Source organism: Paraburkholderia elongata (genome assembly GCF_013177735.1).
Taxonomy (GTDB): Bacteria; Pseudomonadota; Gammaproteobacteria; order Burkholderiales; family Burkholderiaceae; genus Paraburkholderia; species Paraburkholderia elongata.
The window spans coordinates 1-19,696 of sequence record NZ_WOEZ01000239.1 but is presented as its reverse complement, the minus strand read 5'-3'; the positions used below and the strand labels follow the sequence as shown (position 1 = coordinate 19,696).

The following is a 19,696-nucleotide window of genomic DNA, read 5'->3' as shown; positions in this document are numbered from 1 at the left end:
CGTGCTGGCGATGGCGCCCGTGTTAGTCGCCGCTCATTATTACCGGGAGCAGATGCGTCGAAAGCGGCTTAGGCAGTTGGATCACCGTCACTACTGGCCGCACTGGAACAACGCCCGGCATTGAGCTACTGCGCGCGCTATCCTGTTGTTGCGGTACCGGGGGGCTTCGCATCGTTGCCTGAATGGATGGGCACATGCGTTTCATCAGAAAACGCGCACTGGCAACACGTATGCAATGGCTTCCGCCGCATCGTACGCCATGGCGGTAAACATCGATTCGCGCGGCGATGAAACGGCGATATCTTGTGACTGGGCTGCCGCGTTCTCAGGCGCGGTGGCCGCCCTCGGATTCTGCTGGTCCTCTCAACCAGCAGAATCCCCTAAGCCAAGGCTTCACCGCCTTGGCTTTTTTGTGCGCCCGGCATGGGCGCACTCTTGTGGGTGCAAGGTGATGTGAGAAACGGGGGATGGTAGTTCTCTGGATGCTGCCACACGCCTTGGGCCGACTGTGGAAGTTCGAAGCAGGCCTGGGTTCGGCCAAACCGCTTCGACATCGAACTCCCGGGTTCGGCCAGTTTCAGCCAGTCGACGCCATTGCCCGGATCGTCGACAATCGGCACCGGCAGTGTACGGATATAGAGGGCCTGTGGACAACAATCTACGAGCTGAGATTGCGGGCAAGCTGGGCGAAGGCATTGGACCGTGTTTTCGATGAGCGATCCTTTGTCTGACCGCTCTCGCGAGCGACTGGACCGCTGAACGCGAAATCAAAGCTGCGACGCCGTCGTCCCGTATTCCAGCAGCGCTGGGTTGGGATAACGACTCCATCGCGGCATTTCCTGGCGCGGCCGGCGTATGGGCGGAAGTGTCGAAGAATGGACTCCAGCTTTACAACCTGCCTGGGAATCCGTGGCGGCGGGCTGCTAACATTCTAATGGCCGCGAAACTACGAGTAAGCGATTCGCCGTAGTCGGCCACAGAAAGCAAAAGCCAGTTCCCCTTCGTGAAAACCGATAGCGAGATGGTGTGCAATCGCGTTAAACGCTTCCTTCCTCGCCAACCCGACCAGTTCAGTCCAGAACTCGACGTCGTGAGACGGTAGCCGAATTATTGGTCAGGTTTGGTCATAGCGCGATTGCAGGCTGCTAATGAAGTCTTCCGGTGACGCAGAGCCAGTGTGAGCACTCAACACGGCAGGACACTACGTCATATGCCGCAAGCACCGGGCCGGGAACACCGTAAAGCGCTCCGCGAAGCGCCACCGAAGATTGCGGCGCCGTTTGACAGCTTTTAAACATATTGCTGCAGCCTCTACAGACACATCGCATAGGATATTGCAAGCAGCACGGTGTTTCCGCTAATGACCAACCGTTCGGAAGGATTCAGCGTGAGCTTTTTTGGCGAAATCGTGAACAAGCTGTTCGGCAAGGCGAAACCGGATAAACCGACGCTGCCGGCCGAACCAAAACCGGATCCGGCCGCAGCGCAGGCTGCCGCTCCGGATGCCGCGCCGGCGCCCGCGCCTCTGACCGACGTCGACGTCGCGGCCGTGACGGACCAACTCGTCGGCGAAAGTGGCGAAACGCTGAACTGGCGCACATCGATCGTCGATACGATGAAGGCGCTTGGTGTCGACAGCAGCCTCGAACATCGCAAGCAGCTTGCCCAGGAACTCAAATATGACGGCGACGTGAACGACTCGGCGAGCATGAACGTCTGGCTGCACAAGCAGGTGATGCAGGCGCTGGCGGCGAATGGTGGCAAGTTGCCGCCCGATCTGGCGTCCTGAGTGCGCTTATTGCTGTGTCCGGGCTGCGCGATTTTGACGCCGTTGTTATCCAGTTTGTCAGCGTCAGCTTTGCTCTGGCCCGGCACGTTCATGGCAGTCGCATGCCGATGAACTAACATTGACGCAAAGAATTAAGGAGGACATGAGAGGGCGGGTTCAGTCGGTGTCGTCGAAGGCAGAAAGCAGGTCCATAACCGCATCACAAAGCTTTCGGAGAGAAAAATGGATTTAACCAGTTTTTTCGTTACGCTGGAAAACGCGCTAAGTGGCTTTTTGCCTAAAATCGCCGGTGCGCTCGGCATTCTGATCGTCGGTTGGCTGGTTGCCGTAATCGCCCGGGCCGGTGCCCGCAAGCTGCTCTCTGCGCTCAAGGTCAATCAGCGCATTGCCGACAGCACGAAGCAGGCCACTCAGGTGGAGAACGTCATTGCCGGCGGCCTGTTCTGGCTTGTTCTGCTCATGACCGCCGTCGGGGTCTTCAATGTCCTGAACCTGTATGCGGTCTCCAATCCGTTTTCGCTCCTTGTCACCAAGATCGTCAACTATCTGCCGAACCTGATCGGCGGCACTGTGCTTGCGCTGGTCGCATGGCTGATCGCGTCGCTATTGCGTGCGGTGGCCGACAGGGCGCTGCGCGCGAGCAAGCTTGACAGCAAATTGTCCGAGACGGCCGGCATGCGTCCGATGAGCGCGTATGTGGGTGATGTGCTCTTCTGGTTCGTCATCCTGTTGTTCATTCCGGCCGTGCTCGCGGCATTCGATCTGAACGGCCTGCTCGCGCCCGTGCAGAGCATGATCGACAAGCTGCTTGCGATCGTGCCGAATCTCTTCGCGGCCGCCGTGATCGGGATTGTCGGCTGGATTTTCGCGAGGATCCTGCGCGGCCTTGTCACCAATCTGCTCGCGGCGGCCGGTGCGGACAAGCTCACACAGGACGTCGACAGCCCGACGCCCGTGCGGCTGTCAAGCCTCGTCGGAACGGTGGTGTACATCTTCGTGTTCGTGCCGACGCTGATTTCTGCACTCGACGCACTGAAGATCGAAGCGATATCAGGACCCGCCACGCATATGCTCGATCAGTTCCTGAGCGCAGTGCCGGATATCGTCGCAGCCGTGGTCATTCTGCTCGCGACCTTCTATGTTGCACGCTTCGTCGCGGCACTGGCACAGAAGCTGCTCGTGACGGCCGGTGTGGACGGGTTGCCGGCGGCGCTCGGTCTCGACAAGGTCCTGTACGGCCCGTTGCAACCGTCGGTGCTGGCTTCGCGACTCGTGGTTTTCTTCGCGATGTTGTTCGCCGTGGTGGAAGCTGCCAATCGCCTGGGCTTTGGCCAGGTCCGCGACGTGGTCACGCTCTTTATCGAGTTCGGCGGGCACATCCTGATGGGCAGCGTGATCCTGATCATCGGTTTCTGGCTGTCGAGTCTTGCGCGGCGTGTGATCGAGCAGGCCGATCGAGAGCACAGCGTGCTGCTTGCTCGCATCGCTCAGTTCGCGATCCTCGGACTTGTGTTCGCCATGGGACTGCGCGCAATGGGTATTGCCAACGAGATCGTGCAACTTGCATTCGCCCTGGTGCTGGGCGGGATCGCGGTAGCCATGGCGCTGTCGTTCGGGATTGGCGGACGTGAAGCGGCCGGCAAGCTGCTCGAACGCTGGTTCGCTACCCGGGGCGACAAGGAGTAGCGGCGCCCGCCTGAACCGCACCGCGTTGGCGGTGCGGTTCACATGCTCCAGTCGACGCCGGTCAGCGCAGTTATGGCCTGTCTGTTGCCGCCGACGCCATATTGACCCGCCTGCCGACGTTAGACCGATCAGCCTTGCCGTTCAAGAAAGATCAGGGCCCAGGCTCGCGGTCGCCGGCGATGCGGTCGATCACGTTGGCCGAGGGGGCGCCGCCTCGGGCCTGTTCGAGCCATGTGTACCATGTCGCGCTGACGTTGGCGCGCTGGGCTACTCCTGGCGTCGCAGTCCAGCCGTTTGCCGACGTGTTGATGGAAGGCCGAATGCCGCGGGGTCGACTTTCGGACGCGCAGGCCGCTGTCCTCGCGCGCATGGACGCAGCGCGCGCCGAATTCCTTTCCGGCGCCCGCGCATTGCGGGTGCCCGCATCCGCAAGAACATCGGAAAAGTACCGCGTCACCGGCATAGCCCGAACGGTACTGCAAACGTCGAGCACCGCCGTGATCGCCGCGCTCGTCGCCGGTTCAATCGTCATCGGACCGAGACGATTATTTGGCATCGCGATACGGGCAGCCCTGACCGCCTGGGTCACGAGAACGGTAGGCGCATTCGCTGGCCGGAAAGTACGACCCGTGACTGACAGATAAAAACGATGGCTGGTGCCGAACAGGCATTTACCGCCGCCTGAGCCGATCGATATCTTGCTGAACGGCACAGACGATCAATGGTCGTAGACTTCGCTCCGGGCCCCCTGCAGGTAAGGTACGCACCTGCCGCATTCCCACCCCGTTCCTTGCGGGTCCGGAAATGTCCCCGGAACCCGGTTTCCACATCCGATACCGTCAGCAACAAAGAGCCCTGTCTGCCAGCTCAGGTCTTCGAGTGACTGTCATGACGGTTGGAACCGTTATCCTCCGGCTTTCGGGGCCGCTGTGCCGCCTCACAAGGAAAAATCCATGACATTCGATTGGCAATAACCGTGTGCAGAATTCGGGGCACGTAGGCTCGGCAAGGCGGACCGGATTCGTCATCCTGAGGAAATCGGCTGGCCGGGCACTTGCGGCCACCGGGCATACTACGTGCTGCTCGAAGCGAAACAGGAAAAATGATGGAGCCGTCATGGCGCAGCGCCTGCCAGTCGGAAAAATTGCTGCATGGTTTGTTGCCGTGCTGGCGGTACTGATTGCGGCACTCGTCGTCTTTTTCCTGACTTTCGACTGGAACCGCGCGCGGCCGTGGATCGACGACAAGGTCACGCAGGCGATCGGCCGGCAGTTCCGCATCACCGGCGACCTGAAGATCGGCTGGCAGCGTCCGCCGAGCGAAACCGGCTGGCGGCGCTGGGTGCCGTGGCCACGCTTTTCCGCCCAGAACATCACGATCGCGAATCCGGACTGGGCCAGACACCCGCAATTCGCCACCCTCGACGAGATCGATTTTCAGGTTGAGGTTCTCCCGCTGCTGGCACGCGACATCGTGATTCCGACGATCAACCTGGTCAACCCGTCGATCGATCTCGAACGCCCCAAAGATAACCGCAACAACTGGACGTTCAGGTTCAACCAGCCGACCGAGCCGTCCACGTGGAATCTCAAACTGCACGACATCGCCTTTGCGACGGGTCGCGTTGCGTACGCCGACCAGATCACCCAGGCCGACATGGAGGTCGTCGTCGATACCCTCGGTCAGCCCGTGCCGATCGGTGACGTCATGAAGCAGCAGGAGCAGGCGTCGCGCAAATCGTCGGCGCAGGTGGTCGGCAAGAGCGGCGCGACCACGCTCCACAAGCAGGTCGAAGCCAGGCAGGTTGAGGCATCGGCGGCGTCCTCTGCCGCGGCCGCGAGCAGCGGACCGGCGAGTCCGGCGAGCACGTCGGCGAATACCGGCACGACCAGTCAGCAGAAGTCGAAGCCTTCGGTGCCGCCTTATGGTCTCGGCTGGACCGTCAAGGGCACCTACAAGAAGACGGCTGTGTCGGGCAGTGGCAAGGTGGGAGGCGTGCTCACGCTGCAGGACACGACGCGGCCGTTCCCCGTGCAGGCTGATGTGAAGATCGGCGATACGCATATCGCGCTGGCCGGTACCGTGACCGCCCCGGCGCACCTCGCCGCGCTCGACCTGAAGCTGTGGCTGCAGGGCGTCAGCATGGCGCATCTCTATCCGATCGCTGGCGTGCCATTGCCCGAAACGCCGCCGTACGCGACCGAAGGGCGGCTCGTCGGACAGTTCGCGGAAGACGGCAATGTCTTCAAATATGAGAACTTCACGGGCCGCGTCGGCGGCAGCGACCTGAACGGCTCGACGGTTTACGTGGGTAAGAAGCCGCGGCCGGTGCTGTCGGGTGAAGTCGTGTCCAACCTGCTGCAATTTTCCGATCTCGCTCCGATCATCGGCGCCGACACCAACGCGAGCAAGGCGAAGCGCGGCGAGGAAACCAGGCAGCCGGCGAACAGGGCGTTGCCGGTCGAGGAATTCAAGACGGATCGCTGGAAGGCCATCGATGTCGATGTGAAGTTCACCGGCCGCCGCATCATCAGGAACCCGGCTTTGCCGATCACCGATCTCTACACCCACGTGATCATGACCGACGGCGTGCTGGCGTTGGAGCCGCTCAAGTTCGGCGTGGCGGGCGGCACGCTGGCATCGAACATTCACCTCGATGGCAGCACGGCGCCGCTCAAGGGACGCTTTGCGACGCAGGCGCGGCACCTGAAGCTCAAGCAACTTTTCCCGACCGTGAAGACGATGCAGTCGGCGCTCGGCGAAGTGAATGGCGACGCGGCGTTGTCGGCAACGGGCAACTCTCCCGCGGCGCTGGCGGCGACGTCGAATGGCGAAGTGAAGGCGCTCGTCACCGACGGCACGATCAGCCGCCTGTACATGGAAGCGGTGGGGCTGAACGTGGCGAACGTGGTCTACGAGAAGCTCTTCGGCAAGCGCGACGTGAAGATCAACTGCGCGGCCGCGGACTTCGTGGTGACGAACGGCGTGCTGGAATCGCGTGTGTTCGCCCTCGACACCGACAACGCCGTGATCAACATGGATGGTCACATCGACCTGCGGACCGAGCAGATGGATCTCGGGATTCATCCGCATACCAAGGGCCTTCGGGTGATTTCGCTGCGCTCGCCGCTTTATGTGAATGGGACGTTCAAGAACCCGCACGTCGGTGTGAATGCCGGCGCGCTGGCCGTGCGTGGCGGGGCGGTGGTGGGGCTCGGGCTGCTTAATCCGTTCGCGGCGCTGATTCCGCTGATCGCGCCGAGCAACAACAAGCCGCTGCCATGTGCGCAGCTGCTCGCCGACATGCGCGCGGCGCCGAGCGCACCGCCGGCGGGGCAGAAGCAGCGCGAGAAGGCGGCACCGGCGTACCTGGCGTCGGGCACAGCGGGTCCGGCAGAGGATAGTCCGGGCGGCTCCGCGCGCACGCAGGCGGCAAGGAAGACGGCGCCTGCGGGTCCAGCGGCAGCCAGCGAGGCGCAGTACCGGGGACGTTGAGCCTGCATGTGACGCGCGACGCGCTTTTCGCACAAACGGGCGATGCGCGCCTTTCGATCAGCGACCTGGAGGAGCTGGGCTTATCAACAGGGCTCTGGGGCAACGTGCCGCAGGCACGGTACCGGAACGGATGACGTTGGGGTGAGGGGGCTGCCGCCCGCGCTCATCGCGAAGTCAACTGGAGGCAGGCGCGTTACTTGCGTGCCTGACGTTCAGGGCGATCTTCCGTGGCGGAGACGTAAATGGCGCTCATACATGGTCGGCGACTTCCGGTTACCGCGATACCTTCGTTCCTCTCACTGGCCATTGGCGTGGGTCAACGGTTCAGCACGGACCGGTGCACCATGATGGCCGCGAGCATTGCGTTCTACTGCGCCTTTTCGCTGGCGCCGACCCTTCTGATCGTGCTGGCTGTCGCCGGGTGGTTTTTCGGCGCCGACGCGGCGCGCGGCCAGCTGTTTGGAGAGATCAATGGGCTGCTGGGCAACGAGGCCGCCGCAGCCGTCCAGACGATCGTGGAGCATGCCCGACACCCCAGTACGGCGGGTCCAGCCGCCCTCCTTTCGGCTGCCCTCCTCGCGTTCGGCGCATCGGCAACCTTTGCCTCGCTGAATGCCGCGTTAAACGTGGTGTTTCCAGCCGCAGTGCGGTTCGGCGCGGTAAGCAGTATTGCCTTGCTGGTCAAGGTGCGGCTCATCTCGTTCGGGCTCGTCATGGGGGTCGCCTTCCTGCTAGTGGTTTCGCTCGTACTGGACACGACCATCAGCTTTGTCGGCGCAAGGCTGTTCGGCAACTCGCCGCTGATTGTCGTCGGCGAGATCGCGCAGCTTGTTTTTGGCCTGGCCGTGTTGAGCGCGGCCTTCGCAGCGTTGATCAAAATGTTGCCTGACGCGCCCGTGCGCTGGCGGACCGCATGGTCGGGCGCGGTCGTGTCGGCGTTGCTGTTTTCCGGTGGACGCAAGCTGTTCGCCCTCTATCTTGCCCACGCCGGAACAGCCAACGCATTCGGTGCAGCCGGCTCACTCGCGGCGCTCATGATGTGGCTGTACTTCTCGGCAGCGGTGCTGTTGCTTGGCGCCGAAATCGCCGCCGAGGTTGGTCGCCTGAAAAGCCAGCCGGCCCATGTCCGCAGCCACGCGGTGCGCGAGCATGACCGCATGCCAGATGCTGAACTGCCGCACGACCGGCTCCGCCAGAGGCAATCAGTCATGCTTCACCACTCGTACGAAGACCAGTACGTCAAGAATCTGGTCACCTGGGGTGCGATGTTGTGTCTCAAACATCGTTCGAAGGCCGCCGTGCGGGTCCTTCATAAGGTGCTGCCGCGTACCGTTTATCGGAGAGCGGACGGCCTGATCCTGCTGCTGAACAGCTATGACAAGCCGATTGGCGCGGACGATTCATTCAGACCTGTCGAATTCAATGCGCCCGGGTTGGCCACAGCGAGTGTGTCCATGCTGTTACGGCCTGCCTATGGCGCATTGGACGGTATGCCGGACTGCTTCTTTAGCGACGCGAACGCGCCATGGCTATCCCGAAGTGATGCGCAGGAATATGTGTCACGCATCGAGGAATGCCTGGGAATCCGGTTGCCCGCGGATGCTTCCCCATTCTCGCGAGCGGCGGCCTCCTTCCGCTTCGAGCGCGAGCGGGCTGGAGTGCGGAGCCGCTCGGAAGGGAACGATTCCTGAGGGTCGTCGCCGGGCCGCGTGACCCACGCGCTCTGCGCACCATCCAGGGCATCGGGGCATCCGTGTTCATCCGGTTGCCACGTCAACCGGGGAGCGCATTCGCCGTACACCTCATCACCTATTGAGTCGAGCCTGAACAATTCGGAGAGCCTCGCACGACAGAGCTTTGAGGCCGAAATGGTGTTGTGAGATTTGCAGGAACCTGGCACATTAACGCAAGAATCCTGCATTTTTCGACGAGGTGCAGATGGGTCCGAAGACGCCTGTGCCGGAGGGAGATTTCTTCCGGCAACCGCTGCGCGAACAGATCAACCTGAAGCATCCGCTGGTACGCCTGACTGACCTGATCAACTGGGAGCGGCTGGGCGCATTGATGAGCGAGAGCTTCGTGTCGGGCAAAGGTCGACCGGCGAGCTCGCCGCGGCTGATTGCGGGGCTGCTGTACTTGCAGCACGCGTTCGATCTGTCCGACGAAGAGGTCGTCTGGCAATGGGTTGAAAACCCGTACTGGCAGGTCTTTACGGGCGAGACGTACCTGCAGACGGAGCCGCCGATCGACCCGTCGAGCCTGACGCGCTGGAGGAAGCGTCTGGGCGAAGCCGGCGTTGAAGAGTTGCTGGCCGAGACGATCGAGGCGGCAAAACGTGCCGGCGTGATCAAGGCCGCGAGCGTGAAGCGGGTGATCGTCGACACGACGGTGATGGAAAAAGCGATCGCCCATCCAACCGATTCACGCCTGCTCGAGCGGTGTCGCGAACATCTGGTGAAGGCGGCCGCGCGGCACGGCCTGAAGCTGCGGCAGAACTACAACCGCGAGGCGCCGCGTCTGGGGCTGCAGATTGGCCGCTACGCTCATGCGAAGCAGTACAAACGCATGAGGAAAGCACTGCGCACGCTGCGTTCACGCGTTGGACGGGTGATGCGCGATGTGGAGCGACAGGTCGCTCAGGTGGCAGACCCAGGCCGTGCGGCATTAATGGAGCTGATTGGCCGCACGAAGCGCATCCTGGCGCAGAAGCCGAAAGACAAGAACAAGCTTTATGCGCTACACGCGCCTGAAGTCGAGTGTCTGGCCAAAGGCAAGGCCCGCAAGCCTTACGAATTCGGTGTGAAAGTGTCGATCACGACGACTCACAAGGAAGGGCTGGTAGTTGGCATGCGCTCGATGCCAGGCAATCCGTACGACGGTCATACGCTGGCTGAAGCGCTGGAACAGGCGGCAATCCTGTGCGACGCCACGCCGGAAGTGGCCATCGTCGACCGTGGCTACAAGGGTGTCGCGGTCGACGGCGTGAAGATCTACCACCCGGGCTTGCGCCGCGGCATCACACGCGGACTCCGCGCGATGATCAGGCGGCGCAGCGCAATCGAGCCAGCCATCGGCCACATGAAGACAGACGGAAAACTTGATCGCAACTGGCTCAAAGGTGCGCTCGGCGACGCGATGCACGCGGTACTGTGCGGTGCCGGCCACAACCTGCGGATGATCCTGAGGAAGCTGCGGCTTTTTTGCGTCTTCGTTCTGGCTGCTTTGCTCAACCGCTGCATTGCCGCCGACGTGATGGTGTGACGTCGGCGGCCCGGGAAATGAATTGTTCAGGGTCGACTATTGAATGCATTTCGTTCAGCAGCACTCACGAGTCCTCGTGCAGTGTCTGAGTCGTCGCTCGGCACTCACGCTCAGGAATGCTTGTTGCGCGGCTATGGGTAGCCGGGATCGACAAGTGTTCCGATAAGCCGCAACAACTCGGCATGCTCTGGTCCGTGTGCGTCGCACACGAGGAAATCGCCGACGGCTGTTTCGGATGTATGGCCGCCCGATGACATGTTGGGCTCATGTCGAATGAACACGCGTCCTGAATCCAGGTCGCGAACCAGCCACCAACGATCGCCATTGGAACTCCGATAAAGATCCCGTGCTCGCTGCGTCATGAACCCACCTCTCAATTTTGGCTGGCGACAGCGCCAATTCGATGCCGTACTCAATCCGCTAGGAAATTGACAAACGCAAGCCCAAACTGACCTCGATCCCCTTGTGATCAGTTTGCTCGAAATGGGTGTCAAACGAAGTAAAGTCGTCCAAAGAGTGTAATAAAACTGTAGCTTTGCCAATGTTGAAGTGCGCCCAGCAGATTCTGCGCATTTGTGCCGGAAACCGTCCAGCACATGGACGCAGATGATCTCCTCCCCGCGCACGCAAGGATGTACGTATATGGCGCACCGCCGTCTAAAAAGTGCCATATAACTGCGCTCACGCGAAGCGCTGGCACATACCAAGCTAGGTGCCCCAACAGGCTGCCGCAAACGCAGACAAGCTAGAGGCCGTCGAAGCAGGGTTTGATTTTCCTGGCCAAGCCACTGTCGCTCACCCAGCTTGCAGGAATCCTTTCGAAACTGCAGCGTGACGCGCGCCACCTCAGCTTCTGTGCCGGCGGGACCTGACATCGCACCCGGAAGACTAGCGTGCGGCAAGCATGCCAACCACCAAGCCTCCCATCATAGCCAAGGCAATCGCTTGCCAAGGCTTCGCGTGGACAAAATCATCGGTCGTTTCATAGGCTGCCCGGTACCTTTCTCGCGCAGTGCTTTGGGCCTCGACCAGCTTGCTGCGCAGCTCGGTGAGCTTGGCGCCCACGCTCGCGCCGTCGCCGGTGCGCACAGCCGGACTCATATCGGCTTCGGCGCTAACTTGCCCGGCGTCTGAGCCAAGCGATGTCGGATGTTCGGGAACGCCATTCAGGTCAGACATGTGCTTCTCCCTCCGTTAAACAGACGTGTGCGGCGAATTCGGTGGCGCAAAACACATGCCAACGCATGCATATCGGGGTCTCCTTGTTTTCGGTGCACAGAGTAACCGTAGGCGTCTGGGGATTAACCGAACGGAAAATGCACTTAAGCCGTCTGATCGAGCTGAAGCCGGTAAGCACTGGCCGAGCCCCGAGGCTCACCCTCGGGCAGCTGCGCCAGCGGATCGATTCGTGCGCACACCACGATCGAAAAATCCATCAACACGGTCAACCGTCCTTCGCGGGTAACCGTTGTTTGAATCATGCCGCAGGAACTGCGGGTTTTTGATCCTCTGCCAACAAAGGAGACAAATCATGAAGAAAGTAATCGTTGCAGCGCTTGCTACGGCGCTCACCCTTGCCACCACGGCCGCATTCGCGCAGGCAAGCGGCGCGATGTCGAGCAGCGAGATGGCGAGCGGCACGATGGCCAAGGAGCCGATGTCAAAAGACACGATGAAGAAGGGCAAGACGAAACACGACAAGATGAAAAAGGGCAGCGATGCAACGGGCGTGAAACCCGAAGCGTCAGGCACGATGGGGCAGTAAGCAAATCACCCTTCATCGCCGCTGTGGAGATCAGCGCCGGGTTTTTCAAACGCAATCGGTCACCGGCGCAGGTGCGAAACCGGTTCGGCTGAGCGAGCGGCCCCGCAGCTAGCCAGGGCTCGGCCAGTCTCGACTGTTTGAAGCCGGGGACAAACAACCCTGGCTTCCTCCCACTGCCCGATAAAGCGCGGCAGTTTTTCACGAAAAACTGGGCCTTTTCGACGAAAAAACGGTCACTCCCACTAGGTAGCGCGGAGTTCCCTCAGCGCATAACCGCCGTCTTCAGCCCGACGCGCGCTGCGCGCTTACACCAGCCATCTGATCTTGATGGTGTGCGGGTTTGAGTCCCGCTCCTGTCGCCGAGAGCGCGTCTGATTTGGGATCAGAAGGGCTGACTGTAGAGTCATGTTGCCTCCTTCGAGAGCTTCTTCGTGTCGGCAACGGTGCCGACGCCAGAACGGTATGGGTGTCACGGGTTCATCGGGCTCACCGCAAGCAAGCATGCTTGCATGAATCTTATTCTCAGCGAGACGTGGGCCAGCAACGGACTTACGTAAGACCTGAGGTTCGAAACGCGACTCCCTATGGCGCTCAAAAGAGCGCGCCATCTTCGCCCTTAACGGTTCATTTACTGCGTCGAATCCGGACCTGGGAATTGACTCCGTTCGAAAGGCTGACAGCCCACTATGCCCGGGCGAAAACTCCCTTGGCCGCCCTCTTTCGGGTATCACCGCTGACCGGCCGGTTCTGGCCGTTTACACCTATTCAATCTGTCGCTGGCCATTCTGGGTATCGTGGTGCTGAATTCGTTTCGTACTATCCATGATCGATGGGCGCCGTTGAATATGACGCACGCAATTTGCTCTCGTCTCAATGACCGGCTGGAGTCCATGGTGCTGCTAATCCAACGACCAGGTCCGGGTTCTAGACAGTCCCAGGAGGAATGGGCCATGAAACTCACCAGGAAACACATGGCAATCGCGGCGTCGGTCGTACTGCTGGCGATGGGTGCGCCCGGATGCAAACGGGCGGATAACAGCACCGACGCCGGCGCCGCAGCGACAGCGGCTAGCGGAACGATGAACAACCCCGCAGCCGCCGGAGCCATGAGCCCGGGTAGCGCGGCAGCAGCGTCGGGCGCAAGCCAGTGACCGGGCAATTGGGGCGCGCTCGGAGGCGTCACTCACAGCACGGTGCCAGGGTTGTATCCCGCAGTCGTACACGACATCTCCGGGAGACCGACAAGCGGAGGAATCGCGGTCTCCCCGGCTGGAAAGAGGAGATCGCATCATGAAATCCGGATTCCGCTACCAGGCCAACATCTGCGGTGGCGATTTTCAGCACGTCAGGGACTGTTTTGTCGAATGGAAGCGGCAACCGCTCGTGTATCGCCAGAGCCAGCCGGTGTTCGAAGGCAAAGAGGAAGTCCGTCCTCTGTCGGACAGCGCGTTCGGTAATGGGGAAGTGGCGCACACCGTGCTCACGCAAGTGTGCGATCCGCGAGACCCGTACGCATTGGCAGCTGAAATCCGCGACGGCGAACACGACATGTGGCTTGTTATGGCTGCCTACGACAAATGAGATTCCCGGGTACCGGGGTGGCTCGCAATGTGCTGCAAGCCTGGAAAACGGACCGGACTGCCGGTTACCGAAACGTGGGAGAAAGCCATGCCATCTGGAACAAAACATCCCTCCGCTGTAGATCTGGCGCGTTGCCAGATTGAGTATTTCGTTGAACTGGCGCGGGCCAGTTCGCACATTGCCAGTACGCACTCGTCCGCCACGCAACGGGCAGCGATCGCCGAAACGTTTAGTGAATTTGTGGAGCGCCACGGAGCGCAGGATTTTTCGGTGTTCGTTGAACTCCTCGCGCGCCACCTCGAGGCAAGGCGGAGTCCTGAAGCTGCGGGCGCAGTTCGCCAGGACCTGCGCTTGCATCTCAACGTAGCGCTGTAATTTCGCAAACCAATCTGCAGGGTGCCGGCAGACACGTGGAGAGTCGGGACGTCAACCGGCACGCGTACCAGACGCTGCGCTCGAACCGCTGAAGACCGCGCGAGACGGGCGATTGAGGGACTATAGTCGGCCGCGGCGTCGTGAGCCACTGCTCCGGCATAACCGGCACCGGACAGGATCTCCCGCGGCACTGACTTTGCCTGTCTGTGTCCGTCTGGCAGGATCACGACACGCGAACCTGCCGGTGTGGCCCGTGCAGGTCGCTGGCCCTTGCTGTTGCGACTGGCGGAGACGCCGTGTCAGCCACTCAACTGGACGCTGTATCTCTGTGATCGGCGTGTCCGGCATGCGCACGGTTTCTGCTGGAGTCTTGAACATCGGTCGACAGCACGAGGACACCATGACGATATCCCGTCGCACCTTCATCATCACCGCCACGGTACTCGGGTGGCCGGTTGTACGGCACGCATCGGCGCAAGCGGGTCCGGGGTGCTGGAGTCAGACACCAACGCGCAGGCACTCGGTTACAGGACCGATGCGACGAAGGCCGACAGGGGGCGGTTCCCGAAATAACAGGCTGGGCAGACGTGCGCCAGCTGCCAGTTCTTTCAGGGCAAGGCAGGTGATGCCACCGGGCCATGTCAGGTCTTTGCGGGCAAGCTCGTCAACGCAAAGGGCTGGTGCAGCTCCTATGTGAAGAAGGCGTGAAATGGACGGCCCATGGCACGCCAGCACCCAATCTGCCGCAAAAGGTCCCAGGCGGGTGTGGTGTCGTACATCCCCGTTCCGTTTCTCATCAGCCATACCCGTGCGCCATCTTGCGGAACAGGACTCTGCTGCTTTCATGGTTTCCTGGGAGGCACCATGCGAGAACCGATACGGCCCAGCACAAATCAGTCCGATATCTGTTTCGCTGGACGTGTCACAGGCATGGTTGTTGCGCACCTGAACACACTGGGTGAACGTAAAGTGCGCGACCGTTGACGGCCAGACCCCGCGGGTGCGGACAAACACGAAGCGTGCGCCGGTCCAGGGAAGTTCCGATTCTACGAATCCTTGTATTTGTTACTGCCAGCAATGAACCGCACTCCAGCCTCACGACATCGTCCGGCACTGATCGTCGTACCTGGCGTCCCCGGCGATTCGGGCGGCTGTGCGGACGGACTATGGGCCGTGTCGGTTCGCTGCCCGACAGGACAGCTCCGGGTCGCCGCGCTGTGGCAGATGATTCGTCCGTACGCCTCGCACGTAATACGGACCCGCGCACGTTCTGACCGCAAGGCGGGTTTTGAGGAACTCAGTCTGGTCTTTGCCGGAACGCCGGACGAAACGTTACCCGCGATGGTCGACGATCTTGCCGCGCAGTCATGGGTGCTCGACGCGTGGTTCGTTCCATGGACACCCTTACGGGAATTTCCATTGACGATGCCTGATCAATCTGGAGATCCTGATTGACGGGTTGCATCAAAGTGTACTGGGGGAGCAGTGTGGGACGCTGTGGGGACGCGTAATCGCGCTGCGACGACCGGACAGTGAAGGCAGCGCCCGGAAAAGCGGGGAGTCTGCCAGATGGATAGAAAAGCAGTGTTGAACCTTCAGGAGCAACATGAACTTTTTCCCCTGCACGCTGGTTTATGTGGATCTCGATGCGAGCCCCGGTCCCAATGCAACGAATCGCGACCCTCTGTCGTACGTGAGTCAGGCGATCTGCCTGAACAACAGTTTGCGACAGGTGGGCATGCCCCCGCTGACCATCATGAGCAACGCGCCCGCCGATGTCGCGCGACGGCTCGAGAGCATGGCGCCGGAGAATCGTCCGGCGCTGATGAGGTTGAACGCGACCATCGAGTTGTCGAAGGACACACCGTTCTACGCGGCGCATTTCAAACTGGATCTGCTGGATCAGGTCGCCGGCGCGTTACCCGCCGACACCATGGTGCTGCTACTCGACACGGATATGGTAGCGATGCGGCCACTCGAGCAGAAGCTGATCGGGCGATGCGCTGAAGCAGGTCTAGGCGCGTTCGACATCTCCGATCAGGTATTTCCGGCGTATGGGAGCGAAAAGGTCGTCGCCGATCTGGAAATCGTCGCGGGCCGGCGCTTCAGGAATCCTCGCTGGTACGGCGGTGAGTTTCTGCTGGGTACCCCCGCGGCGCTGCGCCGGCTGGTGCTGCGCGCGCGCACCACTTACACGCGATATGTCGGTGAACTTGACCGGTTGGGACATCACGGTGACGAGGCGTTTATCTCGGCGACACTGAACGCACTGGCCGATGAAGGACAGGGAATTGTCGAGGTCGGTGCTTACCAGGCGGTAGGCCGCCATTGGCCCGGTAATAACTATCGCGACCTGCGGTGGTTTCGCGGCTGTTCGTTCATCCACCTGCCGGGCGGCAAGGCGTTGCTTGAGAAAGAGGCGCGTTCTGCCGGATTCGTGCCGCAGCGCTTCTGGCGCCGTGTGCGAGCGGCGCACCTGCGTGGCCGCGCGCGTTATGCCTTGAAATGGATCGCTTGCGCGCTGAGTGTCGAGGGCCTCGCGACAAGTTTTGCTTGCACGATGCGTCGCCTGAGAAGCCAGACAATGCGGTAACAGCAGGCGGAAGCCCCGGCCTGGCGTGCCGCCTGGAAGGCACTTTCTGTTAGACCTGGTAACCTGGCGGCATGAGAAGAGCAAACCGCAAAGGCTATCCGACTGATGTGTCCGACGAAGAATGGAGCTTCGCGGCACCCTATCTGACGCTGATGGACGTCACCGCGTCGCAGCAAATATGAGTTGCGCGACATGTTTAATGCGTTGCGTTGGATCGCGCGGGCCAGTGCACCCTGGTGGATGCTACCCAATGACTTCCCGCCTTGGGAACTGGTGTATCAGCGAACTCAGCGCTGGCTACCGGCAGGCTGTTTCGAGAACATGGTCTGCGATCTGCGCCGGAGGTGGAAGGACCTCCCTTGCGTCATCCGACAGTCCCGTTCAAGGATGGACATGATCACGGGATACAACTGTAATTGGTTTCAGGCTAGGGACATGTCCCTATGCGCGCCGTAGCGGGATATGAGAGAAAGTCCAATTGAATCTTTCCGGAGCCGATCCAGGGAGTACGGCAATGAAGATCCAGTATTTCCTTGTGGCCGCCGCCGTCGCCATGATGACCGGCCCGGCATTTGCCCAGCCACAGACGTCTGTGGAGATCAAAAAGGGAACAGACAAGACCACCGTGACCGGAACGGCAACGGTAATTGCCACGGTCGTCGCCATTGATCCCGCTACCCGGACCGTCACGCTCAGGGACAAGAACGGCCGGGTCGAAGAACTTGAGGCGGGCGAGGAAGTGCGCAACCTTGATCAGCTCAAGGTTGGCGACGTGGTCACCACCGAGTACCGGGAAGCGAGGTCCCTGAGTCTCACAAAAACAAGTGGCCCGCGGTCTGCCAGGGAGCGGCAGATCTTGCAGCCGGCCGCGTCCGGGACCAAACCGGGCGGCACAATCAGTCGTGAGGTGACGGTAGTGGGCGATGTCGTTGCCGTTGATGCAAAGGGGAAACACGTCACAATAAAGGGGCCGCAGGGCACGGTGGATGTGTTGGTGGACCCCGAGCAGCTGAAGAACATTCGCGAGGGTGATCAGGTTGAGATTGTGCACACCGAAGCGGTTGCGATATCCGTCACGCCCGGAACGAGCAAGTAGTCACCGGGAGAGTTCAGGTGTCGCGTTTTGCGCCATTCTGGCAAAGCTTCACCCGCCGAAGCACACCGGTAGATCTTTGCGTGGGCGTAGCAATAGCCACCTTCATCGAGAGGCGACGCGTCGATGCCGAACTCTTTGTAGTCGAACTTTCACGGCCGAAAGGGTGCTCCACTCGTCGTCGCGCTGGACCAGTTGCGGGCGCCCTGCTGCGTCTCGACATGTGTCCGCCAGCTTGTTCCGGTAGTCGCAGCCAGGACAAATGAAAAAAATCCTTCCTCGTCGATTTGGAGCTCGACCTCATCGGAGGCGAACCGCGCATTGCAGTTTCGGCAGGTCCACATGGCTGTCTCCATCGCCGTTTTCGACGCTTCGCCGGTTGTCGAGGTTCGGGGAGGTGACGCGGTAATTCAGAACTCGTGCTCTTTAAGCAACTTGCTGGCAAGAGCGCGCGCTGCATCTCGCGCCTGATCCTCACACGCGAATTCCTGTTCAGTTTCGTGTGGATCGTCGGAGTCAGGTTCAGCGCCCACTCGCCGCAGATGCACTACGATGCCCCGATAAGGGCCTGTGACCGTCTTCATCACGCGAACTCGCGCCAGATGCGTGTGAGTTGCATAGATCTCATCTTCCACAGCGAGCTCCCTTCTGCTTCCCAGGAATCGTAGCATGCAATACCTGACCGATCACGGCCGCGCTGGCGAGCCCGGTGCACACATCACCGACTGCGGCGCCTACCGGTACCGACTCCGGCGCGAGTGGGATCGCTGCGGGACGCAGCAGGTGCGAGCTGCTATACGTTATTCGGACGGGGAGCAACTGTGCACGGTTGTTTCGTCGTTGCCTGGCGTTTGGCGTCCAGATGTTGGGTGAACTCGTAGAGCGCTGGGTAGAAGCGGTCGCCTTGAAACACGTTTCGATAATTCCGTTGGAGAGTGGTTGGCTCAGGGTACGCGGCTCGGTTCGACCGTACCCATTCATGCGTGGCCGCGGGATGAGATCGTTGAACTCGCGAAGACGAATTGGCGGTGATTTTCTCTCGTGCACCCGGCCGGGCAGTGAGACGGGACCGCGGCGCAGCCACGCGGCTCGTCGTCAGCAAACATCGGGGGCCGGTGCACGCTTGCGCTGGCGCGCCAGCGTATCGCGATAGATGCCCGGTATGGCCGCCAGCTCGGCCGGAGAACCATCCTGAACCACATGGCCCCGATTGATCACCACAATGCGGCCGAAGGTCTGCAGGGTGGACAGGCGGTGGGCAATCGCGATGACAGTACGGTTTTTCATCAACCGTTCCAGTGCTGACTGGATTGCAAGCTCGGATGCGGTGTCGAGCGCGGAGGTCGCTTCGTCGAGCAACAGGATCGGCGAGTCCCTGAGAATGGCGCGCGCAATGGCGATCCGCTGCCGCTGGCCGCCCGAGAGTTTCGTGCCGCGGTCGCCCGCGATCGTGTTGAGTCCCTCCGGCATGGCGACGAGGAACTCCAGGCAGTTTGCGTCCCCGCAGGCGCGGCGCACGTCGGTTTCGCTCGCGTCCGGGCAACCGTAGCGGATGTTATCCAGCAGGGAGCGGTGAAACAGCGAGGGGTCCTGTGGTACGACCGAAATCGCGGACTGCAGACTTTGCAGGGTGACGTGCGAGATATCCTGCCCCGAAATGCGCACACAGCCGGATGCCGGTTCGTAAAAGTGCTGGATCAAGGCGAAGATAGTCGATTTGCCGGCGCCGGACGGACCGATCAGACCTACGCGCTCACCGGCGCGGATGTGCAGGTTGAGTCCGCTGAGAACCTGGCCTGCGGCCGGAATACGCGAAGGTCACGTTTTCGAGATCCAGCGTCGCTTCCTGTACCTGCAGAGGTGCCGCGCGGCTGCGCTCCGCCATTGTGTGTGGTATCAGCAAGGTCGCCGAGGCCTCGCCAAGATGGGCGACGTGCTGGGTCAGATCGACCAGCGCCACCGCCAGATCACGGGCGCCATGAAGTATTGCAAAGCCGAGCGAACCGACCAGCACCACGTCACCGGTCGTCGCGCGACCCGCGCTCCACAGCCACAGGG

The 19,696-nt window shown here is 61.2% G+C and carries 14 protein-coding genes and 5 pseudogenes; 14 read left to right on the top strand and 5 right to left on the bottom strand.

Annotated elements, in window-relative coordinates; all coding sequences use genetic code 11:
• The first annotated feature begins 1,387 nt into the window (after positions 1-1,387).
• Together GNZ13_RS41485 and GNZ13_RS41480 are read left to right on the top strand one after the other, a co-directional pair.
• Positions 1,388-1,789, top strand: a complete 402-nt coding sequence (locus GNZ13_RS41485; protein WP_172176093.1) for a DUF3597 domain-containing protein — start codon at positions 1,388-1,390, stop codon at positions 1,787-1,789.
• 222 nt (positions 1,790-2,011) lie between these two features.
• Complete coding sequence (locus GNZ13_RS41480) at positions 2,012-3,475, top strand: mechanosensitive ion channel (protein ID WP_172176091.1); 1,464 nt, start codon at positions 2,012-2,014, stop codon at positions 3,473-3,475.
• A 175-nt stretch (positions 3,476-3,650) separates the two neighbouring features.
• Here the strand turns inward: GNZ13_RS41480 and GNZ13_RS53060 are convergent.
• Positions 3,651-3,886 (bottom strand): annotated as a pseudogene (locus tag GNZ13_RS53060) (helix-turn-helix domain-containing protein); the annotation flags it as partial.
• 705 nt (positions 3,887-4,591) lie between these two features.
• Between GNZ13_RS53060 and GNZ13_RS41470 the strand changes: the two are divergent.
• The 3 genes and pseudogenes from GNZ13_RS41470 (at position 4,592) to GNZ13_RS41460 (ending at position 10,231) form a co-directional block, all read left to right on the top strand.
• Entirely contained in the window at positions 4,592-6,970 is a 2,379-nt protein-coding gene (locus GNZ13_RS41470; protein ID WP_172176087.1) for an AsmA family protein, read from the top strand.
• Between the two features lie 242 nt (positions 6,971-7,212).
• Positions 7,213-8,154: pseudogene (locus tag GNZ13_RS53055) on the top strand (YihY/virulence factor BrkB family protein); the annotation flags it as partial.
• Between the two features lie 754 nt (positions 8,155-8,908).
• On the top strand, positions 8,909-10,231 hold the full coding sequence (locus GNZ13_RS41460; protein WP_172176083.1) for an IS5 family transposase: 1,323 nt from the start codon (positions 8,909-8,911) through the stop codon (positions 10,229-10,231).
• Positions 10,232-11,119: 888 nt separating this feature from the next.
• Here GNZ13_RS41460 and GNZ13_RS41455 read toward each other — a convergent pair.
• Together GNZ13_RS41455 and GNZ13_RS41450 are read right to left on the bottom strand one after the other, a co-directional pair.
• Complete coding sequence (locus GNZ13_RS41455; RefSeq protein ID WP_172176081.1) at positions 11,120-11,410, bottom strand: DUF883 family protein; 291 nt, start codon at positions 11,408-11,410, stop codon at positions 11,120-11,122.
• Positions 11,411-11,553: 143 nt separating this feature from the next.
• Positions 11,554-11,712 carry a hypothetical protein gene (locus GNZ13_RS41450; protein ID WP_172176079.1) on the bottom strand — a complete coding sequence of 53 codons (159 nt, stop codon included), beginning with the start codon at positions 11,710-11,712 and terminating at the stop codon, positions 11,554-11,556.
• Between the two features lie 50 nt (positions 11,713-11,762).
• Here GNZ13_RS41450 and GNZ13_RS41445 point away from each other — a divergent pair, with 50 nt between their 5' ends.
• The 9 genes and pseudogenes from GNZ13_RS41445 to GNZ13_RS41405 all read left to right on the top strand — a co-directional run bounded on the left by GNZ13_RS41445 (position 11,763) and on the right by GNZ13_RS41405 (position 17,641).
• Positions 11,763-11,996 (top strand): pentapeptide MXKDX repeat protein, encoded by a 234-nt coding sequence (locus tag GNZ13_RS41445; protein WP_172176077.1) that lies wholly within the window; start codon positions 11,763-11,765, stop codon positions 11,994-11,996.
• A gap of 950 nt (positions 11,997-12,946) precedes the next feature.
• Complete coding sequence (locus tag GNZ13_RS41440; RefSeq protein WP_172176075.1) at positions 12,947-13,147, top strand: hypothetical protein; 201 nt, start codon at positions 12,947-12,949, stop codon at positions 13,145-13,147.
• 139 nt (positions 13,148-13,286) lie between these two features.
• Entirely contained in the window at positions 13,287-13,577 is a 291-nt protein-coding gene (locus tag GNZ13_RS41435) for a hypothetical protein (protein WP_172176073.1), read from the top strand.
• A gap of 27 nt (positions 13,578-13,604) precedes the next feature.
• Positions 13,605-13,952: a hypothetical protein gene (locus GNZ13_RS41430; protein WP_236002408.1), complete on the top strand. Its 348-nt coding sequence runs from the start codon at positions 13,605-13,607 to the stop codon at positions 13,950-13,952.
• Positions 13,953-14,582: 630 nt separating this feature from the next.
• Positions 14,583-14,660 (top strand): annotated as a pseudogene (locus GNZ13_RS54475) (high-potential iron-sulfur protein); the annotation flags it as partial.
• A gap of 369 nt (positions 14,661-15,029) precedes the next feature.
• Positions 15,030-15,407: a hypothetical protein gene (locus tag GNZ13_RS41420; protein WP_172176071.1), complete on the top strand. Its 378-nt coding sequence runs from the start codon at positions 15,030-15,032 to the stop codon at positions 15,405-15,407.
• 151 nt (positions 15,408-15,558) lie between these two features.
• Positions 15,559-16,545: a hypothetical protein gene (locus tag GNZ13_RS41415; protein WP_172176069.1), complete on the top strand. Its 987-nt coding sequence runs from the start codon at positions 15,559-15,561 to the stop codon at positions 16,543-16,545.
• A 71-nt stretch (positions 16,546-16,616) separates the two neighbouring features.
• Positions 16,617-16,884: pseudogene (locus GNZ13_RS51780) on the top strand (transposase); the annotation flags it as partial.
• Positions 16,885-17,059: 175 nt separating this feature from the next.
• A complete protein-coding gene (locus tag GNZ13_RS41405) occupies positions 17,060-17,641 on the top strand; it encodes a hypothetical protein (protein WP_172176067.1) in 582 nt (193 codons plus the stop codon).
• A 407-nt stretch (positions 17,642-18,048) separates the two neighbouring features.
• Here the strand turns inward: GNZ13_RS41405 and GNZ13_RS41400 are convergent, their stop codons facing one another.
• Positions 18,049-18,273 (bottom strand): hypothetical protein, encoded by a 225-nt coding sequence (locus GNZ13_RS41400; RefSeq protein WP_172176065.1) that lies wholly within the window; start codon positions 18,271-18,273, stop codon positions 18,049-18,051.
• Between the two features lie 460 nt (positions 18,274-18,733).
• Positions 18,734-19,696: pseudogene (locus tag GNZ13_RS41395) on the bottom strand (ABC transporter ATP-binding protein); the annotation flags it as partial.